Origin of the sequence: Peptostreptococcus anaerobius 653-L (genome assembly GCF_000178095.1) — a bacterium.
GTDB lineage: Bacteria > Bacillota > Clostridia > Peptostreptococcales > Peptostreptococcaceae > Peptostreptococcus > Peptostreptococcus anaerobius.
Genome location: NZ_ADJN01000056.1, coordinates 21,828 through 39,038, shown reverse-complemented (window position 1 = coordinate 39,038; position 17,211 = coordinate 21,828). Strand labels below are relative to the sequence as shown.

At 36.1% G+C, this 17,211-nt stretch carries 16 protein-coding genes and 1 riboswitch; all 16 genes read left to right on the top strand.

What is annotated here, in order from left to right:
* The first annotated feature begins 122 nt into the window (after positions 1 to 122).
* The 16 genes from HMPREF0631_RS06485 to dltA all read left to right on the top strand — a co-directional run bounded on the left by HMPREF0631_RS06485 (position 123) and on the right by dltA (position 17,207).
* A complete protein-coding gene (locus HMPREF0631_RS06485) occupies positions 123 to 1,121 on the top strand; it encodes an ABC transporter substrate-binding protein (protein ID WP_002843976.1) in 999 nt (332 codons plus the stop codon).
* Positions 1,093 to 1,881 (top strand): ABC transporter permease, encoded by a 789-nt coding sequence (locus HMPREF0631_RS06480; protein WP_002843994.1) that lies wholly within the window; start codon positions 1,093 to 1,095, stop codon positions 1,879 to 1,881. The genes HMPREF0631_RS06485 and HMPREF0631_RS06480 overlap by 29 nt, the downstream gene beginning before the upstream one ends.
* A gap of 40 nt (positions 1,882 to 1,921) precedes the next feature.
* On the top strand, positions 1,922 to 2,506 hold the full coding sequence (locus HMPREF0631_RS06475; protein WP_002843990.1) for an ATP-binding cassette domain-containing protein: 585 nt from the start codon (positions 1,922 to 1,924) through the stop codon (positions 2,504 to 2,506).
* Between the two features lie 108 nt (positions 2,507 to 2,614).
* A complete protein-coding gene (locus HMPREF0631_RS06470) occupies positions 2,615 to 3,541 on the top strand; it encodes an AEC family transporter (RefSeq protein ID WP_002844008.1) in 927 nt (308 codons plus the stop codon).
* A gap of 126 nt (positions 3,542 to 3,667) precedes the next feature.
* A riboswitch (TPP riboswitch) is annotated at positions 3,668 to 3,773 on the top strand.
* A 106-nt stretch (positions 3,774 to 3,879) separates the two neighbouring features.
* Positions 3,880 to 4,710: a bifunctional hydroxymethylpyrimidine kinase/phosphomethylpyrimidine kinase gene (gene thiD / locus HMPREF0631_RS06465; protein ID WP_002844022.1), complete on the top strand. Its 831-nt coding sequence runs from the start codon at positions 3,880 to 3,882 to the stop codon at positions 4,708 to 4,710.
* 48 nt (positions 4,711 to 4,758) lie between these two features.
* On the top strand, positions 4,759 to 5,388 hold the full coding sequence (gene thiE / locus HMPREF0631_RS06460; protein WP_002844004.1) for a thiamine phosphate synthase: 630 nt from the start codon (positions 4,759 to 4,761) through the stop codon (positions 5,386 to 5,388).
* Positions 5,389 to 5,507: 119 nt separating this feature from the next.
* Entirely contained in the window at positions 5,508 to 6,818 is a 1,311-nt protein-coding gene (gene thiC, locus HMPREF0631_RS06455; protein WP_002843993.1) for a phosphomethylpyrimidine synthase ThiC, read from the top strand.
* Positions 6,819 to 7,093: 275 nt separating this feature from the next.
* Positions 7,094 to 7,531 carry an RrF2 family transcriptional regulator gene (locus HMPREF0631_RS06450; protein WP_002843999.1) on the top strand — a complete coding sequence of 146 codons (438 nt, stop codon included), beginning with the start codon at positions 7,094 to 7,096 and terminating at the stop codon, positions 7,529 to 7,531.
* A gap of 64 nt (positions 7,532 to 7,595) precedes the next feature.
* Positions 7,596 to 9,575, top strand: coding sequence for a C39 family peptidase (locus HMPREF0631_RS06445; RefSeq protein WP_002844001.1), 1,980 nt, complete (start codon positions 7,596 to 7,598; stop codon positions 9,573 to 9,575).
* A gap of 700 nt (positions 9,576 to 10,275) precedes the next feature.
* Positions 10,276 to 11,571 carry a branched-chain amino acid transport system II carrier protein gene (brnQ, locus tag HMPREF0631_RS06440; RefSeq protein ID WP_002844017.1) on the top strand — a complete coding sequence of 432 codons (1,296 nt, stop codon included), beginning with the start codon at positions 10,276 to 10,278 and terminating at the stop codon, positions 11,569 to 11,571.
* Between the two features lie 189 nt (positions 11,572 to 11,760).
* On the top strand, positions 11,761 to 12,309 hold the full coding sequence (locus HMPREF0631_RS06435) for a hypothetical protein (protein ID WP_002844006.1): 549 nt from the start codon (positions 11,761 to 11,763) through the stop codon (positions 12,307 to 12,309).
* Positions 12,310 to 12,358: 49 nt separating this feature from the next.
* Entirely contained in the window at positions 12,359 to 12,658 is a 300-nt protein-coding gene (locus HMPREF0631_RS06430; RefSeq protein WP_002844003.1) for an MTH1187 family thiamine-binding protein, read from the top strand.
* Positions 12,659 to 12,810: 152 nt separating this feature from the next.
* Positions 12,811 to 13,989 carry a class I SAM-dependent methyltransferase gene (locus HMPREF0631_RS06425; protein WP_002844020.1) on the top strand — a complete coding sequence of 393 codons (1,179 nt, stop codon included), beginning with the start codon at positions 12,811 to 12,813 and terminating at the stop codon, positions 13,987 to 13,989.
* A 212-nt stretch (positions 13,990 to 14,201) separates the two neighbouring features.
* Positions 14,202 to 15,407 (top strand): D-alanyl-lipoteichoic acid biosynthesis protein DltD, encoded by a 1,206-nt coding sequence (gene dltD, locus HMPREF0631_RS06420; RefSeq protein WP_002843980.1) that lies wholly within the window; start codon positions 14,202 to 14,204, stop codon positions 15,405 to 15,407.
* 85 nt (positions 15,408 to 15,492) lie between these two features.
* Positions 15,493 to 15,615, top strand: a complete 123-nt coding sequence (locus HMPREF0631_RS10300; RefSeq protein ID WP_002843997.1) for a hypothetical protein — start codon at positions 15,493 to 15,495, stop codon at positions 15,613 to 15,615.
* An 8-nt stretch (positions 15,616 to 15,623) separates the two neighbouring features.
* A complete protein-coding gene (gene dltA, locus HMPREF0631_RS06415; RefSeq protein WP_002843986.1) occupies positions 15,624 to 17,207 on the top strand; it encodes a D-alanine--poly(phosphoribitol) ligase subunit DltA in 1,584 nt (527 codons plus the stop codon).
* Positions 17,208 to 17,211: the final 4 nt, after the last annotated feature.

Sequence of the window (17,211 nt, the reverse complement as noted above, 5' to 3'; positions counted from 1 at the left end):
TGCTATCTAAAACTCACATGAGTCTAAAAGATATGCACCAGTTTTTTATATATGATTGCAGATACTAGCTATGAATAGTATAATTGAAAATAAGAATAGGTAATAAAATATGGAGGTGTATTATGAAAAAGAAATTATCGCTTATATTGTCGGTTATAATGGTCATGACCTCTCTTGTGGCGTGTGGTCAAAAGTCTGCCAAGGAAGAGGTTAAGCCAAGCCAGGAACCAGTAGTAGCTAGGGTAGCTTTATTAAAGGGGCCTACATCTATGGGCATGGTCAAGTTTATCAAGGATGAGGAGACTAGTAAGGACAAGGCATATGAATTTACCATTGCCAATTCTGTTGATGAAATAACTCCAAAACTTGTTAAGGGTGAGGTTGATATAGCAGCAGTGCCAGCCAACCTAGCATCTGTTGTCTACAATAATACAAAGGGTGGCATAAAGACCCTATCTATCAACACGCTTGGAGTCCTATATATTGTGTCCAAGGATGAGTCTATAAAGAATGTATCTGATTTAAAGGGTAAGACTATCTACACTAGTGGTAAGGGGGCTAGTCCAGAGTATGTATTGAACTATATCCTAAAGTCTAACAAGATAGATCCAGCCAAGGACCTAAATATAGTCTATAAGACTGAACACACTGAGGCCCTAGCAGCCCTAGTCAATGATCCAAATGGAATAGCTATGTTGCCTGAGCCTTTTGTAAGTGTTGCCAAGGCAAAAAATAAGGACTTAAATATAGCCCTTGATATGACTAAGGAATGGGATAAGATCAACGGTGGCAAGTCTAACCTTGTAACTGGTGTCGTAGTTGCCAAGAAGGACTTTATTAAGGATCACCCTGAAAAGATAGGAGACTTCCTAAAGAAGTACAAGGCTTCTATTGAATATACGAATACTAACATAGAGGATGCGTCGAAGCTTATTGGTGACAAAAAGATCGTACCGGGTCCAATTGCCAAGCTTGCCATCCCAAAATGCAATATCAAATATATAGACGGACAGGAAATGAAGACTAGCATGGACAAGTACCTAAAGGTGCTTTTTGATGCTAACCCAAAATCTGTAGGAGGAAAGTTGCCAGGTGAAGATTTCTACTATATTCAGAAATAAGGTGCTTGATAAGAGGCATGACAAGTTCATAAAGTATACCTTGTCGCTTATATTCTGGCTATTGGTATGGCAGATTCTAAGTATGGTTGTCGATCAGGAGATACTATTGGTGTCTCCTCTTTTGGCTGTAAAGACTATGTTTGTGATGGCTGCTGATATATCGTTTTGGCAGTCGATATTTAACTCATTTGTAAGGGTCTTTTTAGGCCTATTTTTAGGGTTTGTTCTGGGGACTGGCCTTGCAATTATGTCTTATAGGTCAAGGACTATAAAGATTCTACTTGAACCCCTGATCTTGACTATCCAGACTGTTCCTGTAGTGTCGTTTATAATAATATTTCTTATATGGATCAAGCCCTCAAACCTATCTGTACTGGTGTCTTTTTTGATGGTGAGTCCGATATTTTATAGGAATGTATATGGTGGTCTATCTTCTATTGGTAGGGAAATATTGGACCTTGCTAGGGTATACAAGGTCAGCACCTACAAGAAGATTAGGTATATATATTTTTCACGGATAGAGACATCTATTAGGGCAGCGTGCGAGGTTGGTCTAGGTTTTTGCTGGAAGTCCGGTATAGCAGCGGAAGTCATAGGTATGCCAACCAATACCATAGGTGAGAAATTGTACGAGTCAAAGATATATTTAAACACTAGCCAGCTATTTGCATGGACTATCACTATAATACTTCTCAGTCTATTATTTAAGTGGGTCTTTATGAAGGTATTAGGATGTATATTTGAGAGCTTGGAACTTTAGGTATATTTAATTGCAAATTACTATTGAAAGGGATGTGACTATGGATATAGAGGTAAATAACCTATGTAAAAGATACAAGGACTATACTGTTTTTGATGGATTTAGCCATGTGTTTTATGGAGGCAAAATCAACTTTTTGATGGGGCCATCTGGTTGTGGCAAGACAAGTCTTATTAGGATTATAATGGGACTAGAAGGCTACGAGGCTGGCAGCGTGACTCCTATATCAAGCTCAAGGGTATCCTATGTTGGTCAAGCTGATAGTCTTCTTGAGAATATGAGTATCTACAACAACATAAAACTGGTAAATGACTCAATTTCTGAAAATGACCTAAAAAGTGAAATGCAAAAAATTGGACTGGATATGTCCATCAGAAAGAGGGTAAGAGACTTGAGTGGTGGACAAAAGAGAAGGGTAGCAATTTTGAGGGCATCGCTTTATGAGTCTGATATTTTTATAATGGACGAACCCTTTAAGGGGCTAGACGAAAATAACAAGAAAATAGTCATGGACTATATAATAGACAAGACAAAAAGTGCCATTATCGTCAGTCATGATGAAAGTGAATATAGGTATTTTAGAAAAAAATTAAAGGATAATGTATTCCTAAAGTGCATGGACTAACAATAATCTTGATTATTCTTAAACTTTGCTAAAACCTTGTTTTTGACCTAGAATCCTATTGGGATATGTGGTATACTAACAAGGTATTTTTTTTAAGGAGATGATAATGTGCAGGTAATTTTTATTAATGTTTTAATATTATTCATGCTATTATTCCTGGGATTTATAATGGGGACAAAGAAGATTGTTGCCCACTCGTCTATTAATGACATCACAAATATTCTAATCGATGTAAGTATCCCATGTACGATAGTTGTGTCTTTGATTAGGCCATTTAGCCAGAGGTTGATAGGTGATACTATCAAGGTATGTCTATGTATCTTAATTTTCCACTTGGTTATGACAGGTATTTCTTATGGCCTGTCCAAGATCCTAAAGGTAGACAAGTTAAAGCAGGGAAGTTGGATATTTGCCCTAGTATTTTCCAATAATGCCTTTATTGGATATCCTCTAATGTATGCATTATACGGAAATGACGGTCTATTCTTGATGGCTATGGGTAATATAGTACAGAATATACTTATATTCTCGATAGGCGTTAAGATGACAAACTTGAATTACGGAAAAGATGAACATGTGAGATTGAGGAATATTATAATCACAAAGCAGAATATAGCTGTAGTGATTGGTCTGATAATATTCTTTACTCAAATAGCAATACCAAAGCCTATTGTAACTTTGATAACATATGTGTCTAACTTGACAGTGCCCCTATCAATGATAGTAGTAGGTCTATCCCTGTCTAGGTATGATGTTAGAAACATGTTTACAGATGGTGAAGTATATAGGTTAACTGCCATAAGAATGGTGATTATACCGATCATCATGCTACTTGCCTACAAGGGCTTGGGCATAAATGCCAACAAGGATTTGCCGCTAGCAATCCTATATTTTACAGCTGTACTACCAGCACCAGCCTTTACTACTATAATGGCTGAGAGGTATAACACGAGTATAGAATTCTCGTCTAAGTGCGTCTTTATAACAACAATAATAAGTATAATTACAGTACCGGTTCTAGCTGGTATGCTTTAGTGATACTGAGGGTGAGATTGTATGGTCTTGCCCTTTTATACTATTTGTTTATAAAAAACACTTTGTTTATAAAAATCATTGAAATACTTTTCTTACTATGGTACTATATAAACGTAGACAGACAACTATATATCTATAGGGAGCTGATAAATCGGCTGAGATAAGGATATTGAGCCTTGACCTTTGACCTGATCTGGATAATGCCAGCGTAGGAATTTGTAGAACTTTCCAAGCATCTATCAGACGGGTAGGTGCTTTTTTATATGATTTTATTGATTATAAGTCTAGTTTCAGTCGGATATCATCTTTGATCTTGTCAAAAAAATAAGGAGGAGACTATGAGAAAAATACTCACAATAGCTGGTTCTGATTCATCAGGTGGCGCAGGTATACAAACAGATTTGAAGACTTTTTCTGCTTGTAGGACTTACGGTATGAGCGTTATTACGGCGATTACAGCACAAAATACCATGGGAGTGACTTGTGTGGAAAATGTATCTCCAAGTATGGTTTCTTCCCAAATGAGTGCTGTATTTTCTGATATAGAAGTAGATGCAGTAAAGATTGGTATGCTGTCTGAGAGCTCTATTATAGACAGTGTTTACGAGGGTTTGACCAAGTATGGTGCCAAGAATATTGTCCTAGACCCAGTCATGATATCTACTTCAGGATATGACCTGATAGACCAAATGGCCAAGAGTGCTATGATAGAGAAGTTATTTAAAATCGCTGACCTTGTTACACCCAATATCCATGAGGCTATTGCAATAGCATCTATATTGGAACCGGATGAAGATTATTCAATAAAGAATACGGATGATATGGTCTATGTAGGTAGAAAAATTCTAAATCATACCAATAAGGCAGTCCTGATCAAGGGAGGCCACCTAGAGGACGATGCCTGTGACCTACTCTTGTATGGAGACAATTTGATATACTACAAAAACAAAAGGATAGATACAAAAAATACCCATGGGACTGGCTGTACCCTATCTTCTGCCATTGCCGCCTATCTAGGACTAGGCTACCAATTAAAGGAAGCTGTGTCATTGGCCAAAGACTTTATAACCAAGGCTATTGAACATTCACTAGATATAGGCAGGGGGGCAGGTCCTACCAATCCTATGGGGGATATATACGATAAATTAGATATGATAAAGGGCGACTAGGGTCCTAGAGATTGTTTGTAACAACTAGAATATTGGAGATGATAAAATATGGCAAATATAGGTGATAAAATATTATACCTTGTAACAGATGAGGCTGCTTGTAGGGGCAAGGACTTTTTTGAATCGGTAGAGGCTGCCATAAGGGGTGGAGTATCCATAGTTCAGCTAAGGGAGAAAAACCTATCTACTAGAGACTTTTACCAAAAGGGTCTAAAACTCAAAAAGCTATGCCAAGACTATGGGGTGACCCTACTAGTAAATGACAGGTTGGATATAGCCCAGGCCATAGGTGCTGACGGTGTCCACCTAGGTCAGACGGATATGCCTATTGAGGTAGCCAAAGAGATATTGGGTCCAGACAAGATAATAGGTATAACAGCCAAGACCATTTACCAAGCCCTTGATGCTCAAGAGGCAGGAGCTGACTATATTGGTGTGGGAGCATTTTTTCCGACACCGTCTAAAAAGGACGCAGTGCTCCTAGACAGGTCTCAGCTAGATATGATACTTGAAAGAGTCAGAATAAAGAAATATGCAATCGGTGGACTAGGTCTTGATAATGTGGATAAGATCAGGTCCTATGATATGGATGGGGTCTGTATAATATCGGACATACTTGCAAGTGATGATTGTGAGGCTAGGTCTAGGCAGATTTTTGATAAGATTAACAATAGGTAGTCGCTTGCTTGCTATATTAAACTTATTAGCGAGAAGTAATATCAACCTATTTATAGTGATTGGCAATAATTAATTAAATATAAAGAAAACAATATTGATTTAAATTTTAGGAGGATACAATGTATACTACACAGATTGATGCAGCAAAAAAGGGAATATTAACTGAACAGATGAAGAGGGTAGCTGAAAAGGAGCATATGGATCCACAGCTATTGATGCAAAGGGTAGCCAAGGGAGAAATAGCTATACCTGCAAATAAAAACCACAAGAGTCTACTTGCAGAAGGTGTTGGTCTTGGTCTAAGCACAAAAATAAATGTTAACCTTGGTATATCAAGAGACTGTCCAGATGTAGACAAGGAACTTGAAAAGGTTAAAAAAGCTATAGAAATGGAGGCTGAAGCAATAATGGACCTATCTTCTTTTGGTAAGACAGAAGAGTTCAGACAGAAGTTAATAGCTATGTCATCTGCTATGATAGGTACTGTACCTGTGTATGATGCTATAGGTTTTTATGATAAGGAACTAAAGGACATAACAGCTGATGAATTCTTGGATGTTGTAAGAAAGCACGCAAAAGACGGTGTTGACTTTGTAACTATCCACGCTGGCATGAACAGGGAAGCTATGGATGTATTCAAGAGAAACAAGAGAATAACTAACATAGTTTCTAGGGGTGGTTCTTTGATGTATGCATGGATGGAGCTAAACAACGCAGAGAACCCATTCTTTGAAAGATATGATGAATTGCTAGACATATGCCAGGAGTACGACCTTACACTTAGCCTTGGTGATGCATTGAGACCAGGATGTCTAGATGATTCTACAGATGCTTGCCAGATTAAGGAACTTACAACTCTTGGAGAACTTACTCTAAGGGCTTGGGAGAAGAATGTACAGGTTATTATAGAGGGACCTGGTCATATGGCAATTGACGAGATAGAAGCTAATGTTAAGCTTGAAAAGAGACTATGCCACAACGCACCATTCTATGTCCTAGGACCAATTGTAACAGATGTTGCACCAGGCTATGACCATATCACATCAGCTATAGGTGGGGCTATTGCAGCCGCTGCAGGTGTAGACTTCCTATGCTATGTAACACCAGCAGAACACCTAAGACTACCAAACCTAGAAGATATGAAAGAGGGTATAATAGCTACTAAGATAGCTGCCCATGCTGCAGATATTGCCAAGAAGGTTCCTCATTCAAGAGATTGGGACAACAAGATGGCAAAGGCAAGAGCAGATATAGATTGGGATGCCATGTTTGATTTGGCTATTGATAAAGAAAAGGCTAGAAGATATAGAGAAGAGTCTACTCCTGAGCACCATGACACTTGCACTATGTGTGGTAAGATGTGTTCAATGAGGACAATGAAGAAGATAATGTCTGGAGAGGACCTAAACATACTTAGAGACGATAATTAACTAAATAGACCTTAAAATGGGTAAGAGACCTCATACCATGAGGGGCAAGTAACCAATACCATTTTATGCAAATAAACCAGAAAAGGGCCCGAATAACCTATGCTTGATACTAGGACTAGATATAAATACCTAACCTAGGCAGAAATAGACTTATTATGGGTTCTTTTTTGATGGAATGTTTTTAATTGCTAGATAGTGTGGTATAATATGGTGGAGAGAATGTATTTAGTATTAGTAAAGAAATTTGTTATAGAATTTAATAGGAAGTGAACTGAATGAGTGAATTTATAATAGCTATTCATGCACTGTGTCTTTTGGCCCATGATTTTAAATCTTGGTCAAGTGAGGCCCTAGCCAACAACCTATGTACCAACCCGGTAAGGATTAGGAAGGTGATGGCAAAGTGCAAGAGAGCTAATCTAGTAGAGACCAAAGCTGGTGTCAATGGTGGATACCAAATTGTTGAAAATGGAAAAAATATAAATCTTAAGCAGATATATGATGCGATAGGTCAACCAATAGTGGAGTCTAAATGGCATTCAGGAGATATAGATTCAGAGTGTATATATGCTAGTGGTATGTCTGAGTATGTAGACAATTTGTTTGCCTACCTAAATGAAGAAGTTGTATTTTTGCTTGAGAAAATAAGCCTTGGAGATATAGATGGCAAGTTAGAGGAAATAAGAGAAAGAAGGCTTGAGCAGGGCGACTAGTAGAATGTACAAATAAAAAAAATTATGGTATTATAGGTTATGAGTAGAGTGAAAGGAGGCAAGTATGGCTTCAAAAAAATCGAAATTTGAGACTAAGTATACTTTTAAGGGTAATTCAAAACTAAATAATAAGTATGCCAATATATATGAAGATATAGAAAAGAAAAAAGATGCATTCTACAACAATAGCATGAATTTGTCAAATACTAGCTTGGATGAAAATGGTGAGCCAATAGAAGTACAAAAGACCGTAAAGTCTATAGACGACCATATAAAGTCGACTGTAAGAGAGGTCAGTCATGAAGAAGCGGAACTGAATGCACAGGAGAGAAAAAAATCAATAAAAAACCAGAGGCGCTTGGCTATGCAAAAGTCTAGTCCTGTTGTTTCAAAAAGAAAGACACCAGAGCTGGATAGGGAGCTAAGTCTTGAAAAATTAAAAAGAGAAAAAAGGGCGTCAAAGCAATCCACAATGGAAGACACTAAAAATATGAGCCTGGATGAAATCCTAAATGAGCTTAGGAGGAAGGCTAGTTCAAGTGAAGAAGAAAAGGTCTTGATTGATGACTTTAATAATGATCCTGAGGTTGTAAAAATACAGGCCAAAGAAAGGGTCTCTATGGACAAGTCAGATGTCGAAATATTTAAAGAGTACTCTGATTTTGAAAGAACTAGTATAGAAGAACCTAATAATAGTTATAGTATAGAAGATTTAAAAAATAAGACTAAGAAGATAAATCTTGAGGACTTTAGGTTTGACCTAGAAAAAGTAGAACCTGAGGAAGACTATTACAGGGATGAAGTAAGGGCTCAGGAGTCCGCTGTTGAAGAGATAATGAGACGTAAGAAGGCTGAGGAGGCCAGGGACAAAAAAGAGAGCAGGAGGTCCAGAAAGGCCAAGAGACAGGAGCAAGAAGCAATTAGGAGAGTTAACCAGTCTATTGGCAATGTGGGTACATCTAGGGCTGAGGTATACAAGAGGGGAAGACAAGATAAATCAAGTAAGCTAAATGTTAAGAAAATAGTTACCTTGCTTATCCTTCTTGCCTTGATAGGTATATTTATAGCTGCAGCCGCAGATAAATATATGACTTACAAGAGAGAAAATCCTATTACTAAGGTTGAAACAAGTAAAACTAAGGATAAGGCCAAGGAAAAGACTAGTCCTAAAACTACTCAAAAGAAAGTGAGCCTTGAAGATAAGAAGAAAAAGCTTGAAAATATCAAGTCTAAACTCAATTATGACGAAGCTAAGAGACTTGAGTATATAATTGAGAATATAGGTTCTTATCCTGAAGATTTAATAGATCTACTTTTAAGAAATAATGAGACAGTTGATTATGTATACAGTTACAAGGATAAGGAAAAGTATAATGCTAGAAAACTTGACCAGAATGTTACATCAAGCTATCATGTAGATGGAGAAGTACCTCTGTTCTTACAATGGGATAGAAGATGGGGGTATAGGAATTACGGAAGCGAAATGATAGGTCTATCAGGCTGTGGTCCTACATCTTTGGCCATGGTTATCAGACATTTTGATTCTAAGTCCGCTGTAAACCCATATGATATAGCCAAGTATAGTCAGGATAACAATTATGTATCAAATACAAATACTACAAGCTGGAAGTTGTTTGAAGACGGTATAAAGAAGTTTGACCTACAATCTGTTGATGTATTACCAGTAGAGGCCAAGATGAAGAAATCTCTTGATGGTGGTCATGTATTGATAGCAAGTTTAAATCCAGGTCTATTTTCTACTAGAGGGCATATAATTGTAATAAAGGGCTATAATTCAGATGGAGACTTTTTGATTAATGACCCTAACAGTATCGTAAATACAAATAAGGCTTGGTCATTTGATGAGCTTAAAAACTACCTAAGAAAGATTTGGGGGGTTAGTAGGATAAAATCATCTGATGAAGATGTCTCAACTTCTAGGTCAAGAGGTGGAGACTCAACTGGAGACAATGAAGATAAAAAACAAAGCTCTGATAGGGATGGAGACAGTTCGGATCCAAGCATAATACAAGATATAGAATAATTAACAATTATTAGTCTTATGCCTAATTACAAGTCCTTTAAAAATAAATTAGTAGTTAGCATAATTCAAATATTGTTGTAAAATCGCTTAATAAAGGGTTGGCTGAATATTAGTTAGCCCTTTTTTTGATTGTATTTATAGTATTATACATTGTAAATAGTTTTTTGATTTATTGTATTGCCAGAAATAAAATTAAATATACTAAATTAAAGAATACTTTTTTTGGTTTTTAACTAGAAAAGATAAAAGAAACACTAAAAAACATATAATATATATTAGTAATTCTAGCGTTATTTTTATAACAATTGAAATATTTCTATAATTGCATAATAAGTTGCAACTATAAGTTAAATCAATAAACACAGGGTGTTTCGATAACGTTTTCACATTGTTTTCAAGTTGACATTCAACAAAGATTAATTAAGTAAATAACAAAATGTATAGATTGATAAGGTGATAATTCTATGAAAACGTATGTAAGAATGATTAAAGACCTTATTAAGTAAATAAAATCCCATAATTTCTTAAAAAGCATAAGATTAACAAAAAAAAGTTCTACTATAAAAAGTAGCTTGACAACTTTATAAAGCAAAATTATAATAAAAACATGGATTAAAAAATAAGTCAAACTTATATTTTAATGAAATAATATTTTTTGTATTTTTTGTGTTTAAAGGTAATATGAAGGGAGAATTTCAAAATGGAAAAAAATGGAAGCATTAAGGACATCCTAACCTTTGGTTTTGCACTATTCGCTATGTTCTTCGGAGCAGGAAATCTAATATTTCCACCATATTTAGGAATTATATCAGGACCACAGTGGATGATAGGGTTCGCAGGATTCACATTTGCTGATGCTGGTCTAGCATTACTAGCAGTTATAGCTATAGCTCTATGTAATGGTAAGATTATGTCATTGTTTGAGAGAATTGGCAAGGTCCCAGCAATTTTACTAAGTTTCGCAGATATAATGTGTGTTGGACCACTTCTAATAATACCTAGAACTGGTGCTACTACTTTCGAAATGGGCATCCAGCCACTATTTGGTGAAGGTGTTCCAATCTTACTTGTTGTAGTGATATTCTTTACACTTACTTACTTCTTAACGGTAAGACCATCAAAAGTTATAGACATTATAGGTCAGGTACTTACACCATTCCTTATAATCGCACTTTCTGTAATCATAGTAAAAGGTATTATAACACCAGTTGGACCAATAAACTCTGCTCCAATGATTGACCAGGTGTTCGCTAGAGGTGTAGCGGATGGTTACCAGACAATGGACTGTTTCGTATCAATAGCAGTTGGTTCAGTTCTAATATTAACTCTTATAAACAAGGGTTACACAGATGCTAAACATCAGGTTTCAGTTCTTATAAAGGCTGGTATAGTTGCTTGTGTTGGTCTAGCATTAATATACGGTGGACTTACTTACTTAGGTGCTACAGTATCTACAGTATACAACCAAGATGTACAGGCTGCTAAGGTAATAGTTAATATTACTAAAGCTCTTCTAGGTAACACAGGTAAGACAATACTTGCAATAGCAGTGTCACTTGCTTGTTTGACAACTTCAATAGGTCTTACATCAGCCACAGCTGACTACCTATCAGAATTATCAGGTAGAAAGGTAACTTATGAAAGAGTTGTACTATTTGTTTGTTTATTCTCTACAGCAGCAGCTACACTAGGTGTATCTGGACTAGTAAAGGTAGCAAGCCCAATACTTGCAATAGTATACCCACCAACAATAGTTCTAATAGTTCTTGCATTCTTCAATGACAAGATCAAGAACGACAACATCTACAAGGTGTCTGTACTATTTACTGTGATAACAAGTGCTCTTACACTATTATCAGCAAGTATACCATCACTAGCACCTGTAAACAACCTACCACTTGGATTCCTAGGATTCAACTGGGTAGTACCAGCTATCATAGGTGGTGTTATAGGTAAATTTATACCTTCAAAGGTAAAGGCAGCCGAGTTTATTTAATAAAATAATAGAAGATACAAGCCCTCAGTTATATACTGTGGGCTTCTTTTTTTGGTGTATTATGGGGGTATAAGGTTAAATCATAGGGGTAAAGATGGTCTCTTTTTATAGTATGGTAGGGGTATTTGTGTTATAATAGATGTTGGAAAGCAATTATAAATTAATTAAAATAGATGCTAGGAGATTTAGATGACAGCTAAAAAAGACTTAAAAAAGAGAAAATCAAAGAAAAAGGCCAACAAGGCTAAAAATACTAGAAATAGAAATAAGAAAAACCTACAGACGAATGTACCATTGGACGTAAGGGTCAATACTGACAAGGGATTGGCTATGGTATCACTATTACAGACGGTGATTGTAATGATAGCTTCTTTATTGACATTTTTTGCCAATCCAAAGTGGAGACTAGGAAGAAGTCTCATAAAACAGAACAAGTTCTTGATGGATAATCTATTCACTCAACCTGTCTTGTTGTTTATAGGTGGGGTCTTGACTATCTGTTCTGTGTATTATATTTATATGTCATACAAAAAGCCTGAACTGAAGAAGTTCTTTAGTCTGGGTGCCTTGCTATTGGCTATCGGTGTAGTGTATTGCGTATATGACAAGGTGAGGACGTTTAATGTCTATGCCTTTGGTGTAGTTGCTGTTTTCTTGGCTGCTATGCTTCAGATGGCCAAGCTAAAGGAAGTTGCTAGGATTGAAGCAGGACATCCAAGTAGTGAAAAGACAGAATAGTTTAGAGTATTTAAATTTTAAAATATAATTTATGAAAGAGGTGTTTGATATGGCAGTAGTTGAGTTGACAGTTTGCCCTTTAGGAACAGGAACAACAAGTGCAAGTAAGTATGTTGCAGGAGCACAGAAGGTATTAGCAGACCAAGACAAAGTTAAGTATATGCTTAATCCAATGGGAACTGTTATGGAAGGCAATATAGATGAAATATTTGCCCTAGTAAGAAAGATACAGGAAGATGTGTTTGACAAGGGTGTAGACAGGGTTTATTCAATTATCAAGGTAGACGATAGAAGAGACAAGGTTGCCAGCATGGAGCAAAAACTTGCCTCAGTAAAGAGTAAGTTGTAGACCTAAGTTAGAGGATTAAGAGATTGTAGATAAGTTGTATTTTAGTGAGAGTGGAGATAGATATGTATCTGCCACTCTTATTAATTATGATAATATGGATATAGATACAGTTGTATATATAGAAGTATACTGATTTAAAGAAAGGGGAAAAAGTGATAGATAAAGAATATATAGACCAGATTGTAGAGGCCCAGCCACTTAGGATAGTGGTATCATGTCCTAAGAGCAAGGAAAATGAAATATTAAAGGTTAAGTATAGCCTAAAATCGATTAGCGGAAAAGTTGAATACCAAATCGAGAAATTCACAAAAAAGCAGGTCTTTCATGAAAATATAGGTGAGGACTCACTTGGCCAAAGTCTAGAAGAAGTAATTAAAGACTATAAGCAACTGTCTGCTGAGTCAAATGACTACAGTATTGACCTTAGATTATCTAAAAAAGGCAAGGTATTTTTCTCAAAGAAGTCTCAAAAGAACCAGATAAAGATAAATACAAGTCACAATAAAAAGAAAAACTATATCTTGGAAGAGGGTATGGACATACCTGCCTTAAAGGACCTTGGTGTATTTACAAAGGATGGCAAGGTCGTTAACTCGAGGTATGATAAGTATAAGCAGATAAATAGGTTTGTTGAGCTTATTGACCATGAAATCAAGAATATAAGCGAGGATTACCAAAAGGGAAGTGACAAGTGCCTACATATACTTGATTTTGGTTGTGGTAAGTCCTACTTGACATTTGTACTATACTATTATTTCACAGAGATTAAGAATATGAACGTCAAAATAACAGGTCTTGACCTTAAAAAAGATGTAATTGACTACTGTAATGATGTAGCTGAAAAATATGGCTATGACCAGCTTCGTTTTGAACTGGGGGACATAAATGGATACAAGTACGAGAATAAGGTAGATATGGTTATTACCCTACACGCTTGTGATACTGCTACAGATTATGCTATTTACAATGCTATAAAGTGGAAGGCTAAGATGATATTCTCTGTTCCTTGTTGCCAGCATGAGATAAATGCAAGCATAAGACCTAGTAGTCTAAATATAATATCTAGGTATGGAATAATACAGGAAAGAGTATCGGCCTTGTTGACAGATTCAGTTAGGGCGAACATACTCGAGGCTTTGGGCTATAAGACTCAGCTACTAGAATTTATAGATATAGCTCATTCTCCAAAGAATCTCCTTATAAGGGCTGTCAAAACAAACATTAGCCAAGAAAAGAAGGCTAAGTCACTTTCAGAGGTTGAAGCCCTAAGGTCTGAATTTAATTTCGATCAAACCTTATACAAGTTGTGTAAAGATGACCAGTTGATATAGCCTATATTTCTTTTATTCTAGGATAAGTTAATTTAGTAAAAAATTAAAAAACAAGATATTTGTAAGTTTACCTAGGAACAAATATATGTTTTAGATAACTAAATAAATTGATTTAGGAAAAATATAGGATTTTGATATATCATATATAAATAAATAATTTATTACTATATATATGGAATTTTAATTAAATAATAAAAGACGATGAGGGGATTATGAAGAGGATTAAGTATTTATTGTTTCCACTTTTTATAGCGGGAATTTTTTGTGTGGGGCTAAACTCATACTTAAATAAACAAAATGTAAGAATGTTAAATGAAAAAAATCTTTATGGTATGCTTTACGATACAAAATCTCAGGTAAAGGACAAGGGTTACTATGCAAATGAATACCTGACAGATAGAAATTATATATTGATGATGGGGTCTTCAGAGCTTAGTCACTCTACAGACCAACACCCAGATAATTTCTTTAACACTGGAAGGACAAAGAACGGAATAATTACTAGTGGTAGGGCCTATACACAAGACCTTCAACACGCTAGTATGGTAGGTAGTTTTAATAAGTCTAAAAATAAAAAAGTAGTGCTTTTGGTTTCTATGCAGTGGTTTATGGATAAGAAAGGTGAGAGGCCAGACCGTTTTCAGACTAGGTTTTCACCGGTTATTTTCTATAAGTACCTAGAAAATCCAAAGATATCTCATAAGACTAAGGTCAAGTATGCACAGAGGGTAGCAGAGCTCCTAGAAGGTACTGGAGACTTTAAGGAAGAACAGCTTTACGCCAAATTATTTGTAAAGAAAAATGGTGCTAACAGGCTTATTATGACAGCTATGAAGCCGTATTTTTCCTTGAGAAAGAGTATGGTTAGACTAAAGGACAAGGGAATACTTTATTCTTCACTTGTGGGTCTACCTAACAAAGATCCTAATATGCCACGCAAAACCATAGATTGGAAGGCTGAAAGGGAAAAAGCTATAAAGGATGCCGAGTTTAGAGTAGGTAAGAAGCCAGGAATATTTGATGGTAAGCCTATGTTTATAGATAAGGGTTATTTTAGGGAGTACATGAAGAATAAGGAAAGAACTTATAAGGGCATGTATAACTATGTAAATATGCTTGATGCTAAAGAATTTTATGACTATAAGATATTCCTCGATACTTGCAAGGAGACAGGTGTTGAGCCGACAATAGTTCTGATACCAGTAGTAGACCAGTTCTATGACTATGTGGGAATTGACAGGAATGAAAGAGCTGCATTCTTCGCAAAAGTTAAGGAAGTAACTGCACCTTATGGATTTAGGGTGATAGATGAAAGCAATAGCGGTTCTAGTAGGTACTTCTTAAGAGACGTTATGCATCTGGGAACAGTTGGATGGACTGACGTATGTAAACAGATATACGATATATATGAAAAATAACTGAAGGTGTATTTTATTAGAAGGATTTGATGATGAATCCATATCTGGTCTTAGTACCAGTTGGTTAGTATTGTGAGGGAAGATTATGATTGAAAAAAAGAAGTATATGATAATGTCGCTAGTAATTACCTTGGCTGTAATAGCCTGCATATTGGTATTTACCTTCTTACCTTTTAAGGAGTTGCCATTTATATATAATGAGTTTTAGAGGGGAGCATGAATAAATATATGATAAATATAGTAGAATGCGTAAAAAAATATTCGCAGTCAGATAGGTTGGCAGTTGTTTGTAAGGGAGAGAAGCTATCTTACAAGGAACTTGATGAAAAGTCCGATATACTTGCCAACTATATGATAAATAACAAGATAGATGATAGACCGGTGGCTATTTATGCCAATAAAGATATATATATACTAGTATGTATGATAGCTGCCCTAAAGACAGGAAATGCCTATGTACCTATGGACATAAGTTTTCCAGAACAGAGGGTATCTGATGTAGTTGAAGCTGTTGAGCCAAGGGTTATATTTGATTTTTCAGATGGAGAATACTTCTATGAAGATTCCAAGCAGTTAGAAAAGTACAGTGGAATAAAGATAATAAATAGGCAGGACCTAGTAGGGATATTAGACAGTGATGATGATAAGCTTAAATGTCCAGTAGACAGGCAAAGGTGGGTAGATGGTGATGATAACTCATATATCTTATTTACTTCTGGTTCTACAGGCAAGCCAAAGGGAGTACAGATATCTACATACAATCTGGATTCCTTTGTAGAGTGGATGAGCCCTATACTTGGTATAGATGGTCAGGAGATAGTGGTTATGGACCAGCCAGCCTATTCATTTGACCTGAGTGTATCTCAGCTATATCCAGGCATATGCAATGGAGCAACTCTTTATAGTTTGCCTAAGGACTTGATTTCTGACTTTAAGGGACTACTTGAGGAAATGAAAAAGTCCAACATGGAGGTTTGGGTGTCTACACCATCCTTTGCAGGTATGTGCCTAGCATCTGATGAATTCAATGAAGACCTACTACCTAAGCTTAGGAAGATGTTGTTTATCGGTGAAGTCCTTCCCGTTGAGACTGCTAGAAAGCTTAAGGAGAGACTTCCAAAAGCAGAGGTAATAAATGGCTATGGACCAACTGAAGCAACTGTTGGTATTAGCCATGTAGTTATAAATGAAGACCATTTAAATTCTGGACTACCCCTACCAGTAGGAGTTCCAATGCCTAATTGTCAGATTAAGATAGTCGATGAAGAGGGCAAGCCATTAGACAAGGGTCAAAAGGGTGAGATCGTTATAGTAGGTCCATCTGTGTCTAAGGGATATTTTAAGAATGTAGAAAAGACTAGGGAAGCATTCTACTATGATGGGGATAATTCAGAAGATATAGACCTTTCAAGAAGGGCATATAGGACAGGTGACCTAGGCATGATTCTTGATGATGGGAATATAAAGTATGCAGGCAGGAAAGACTTCCAGATAAAGTTAAATGGATACAGAATTGAGATTGAAGATATAGAAAATAATCTTAGAAAGCTGTCTAACATATCAAATGCTGTAGTATTACCTGTATATAAGAATGAAAAAATAGCATTCTTAAAGGGTGTTGTATCCCTAAAGGTTAAAAACGACCTAGGTAACATGAAAAACTCTATTGCAATTAAAAAAGAGTTGGGTCAGTTTTTGCCTGAATATATGATACCTAGATCAATTGTAGTTATGGACCAGCTACCTATGAATACAAATGGTAAGATAGACAGAAAAAAGATAGCTGAAGAAGTGCTATAGGAGG

Coding starts and splice junctions, on each gene's coding strand:
- HMPREF0631_RS06485 (WP_002843976.1), top strand. CDS start 123: ATGAAAAAGAAATTATCGCTTATATTGTCGGTTATAATGGTCATGACC.
- HMPREF0631_RS06450 (WP_002843999.1), top strand. CDS start 7,094: ATGAGTGAATTTATAATAGCTATTCATGCACTGTGTCTTTTGGCCCAT.
- HMPREF0631_RS06435 (WP_002844006.1), top strand. CDS start 11,761: ATGACAGCTAAAAAAGACTTAAAAAAGAGAAAATCAAAGAAAAAGGCC.
- HMPREF0631_RS06475 (WP_002843990.1), top strand. CDS start 1,922: ATGGATATAGAGGTAAATAACCTATGTAAAAGATACAAGGACTATACT.
- thiE (WP_002844004.1), top strand. CDS start 4,759: ATGGCAAATATAGGTGATAAAATATTATACCTTGTAACAGATGAGGCT.
- HMPREF0631_RS06430 (WP_002844003.1), top strand. CDS start 12,359: ATGGCAGTAGTTGAGTTGACAGTTTGCCCTTTAGGAACAGGAACAACA.
- thiC (WP_002843993.1), top strand. CDS start 5,508: ATGTATACTACACAGATTGATGCAGCAAAAAAGGGAATATTAACTGAA.
- dltD (WP_002843980.1), top strand. CDS start 14,202: ATGAAGAGGATTAAGTATTTATTGTTTCCACTTTTTATAGCGGGAATT.
- dltA (WP_002843986.1), top strand. CDS start 15,624: ATGAATAAATATATGATAAATATAGTAGAATGCGTAAAAAAATATTCG.
- thiD (WP_002844022.1), top strand. CDS start 3,880: ATGAGAAAAATACTCACAATAGCTGGTTCTGATTCATCAGGTGGCGCA.
- HMPREF0631_RS06445 (WP_002844001.1), top strand. CDS start 7,596: ATGGCTTCAAAAAAATCGAAATTTGAGACTAAGTATACTTTTAAGGGT.
- HMPREF0631_RS10300 (WP_002843997.1), top strand. CDS start 15,493: ATGATTGAAAAAAAGAAGTATATGATAATGTCGCTAGTAATTACCTTG.
- brnQ (WP_002844017.1), top strand. CDS start 10,276: ATGGAAAAAAATGGAAGCATTAAGGACATCCTAACCTTTGGTTTTGCA.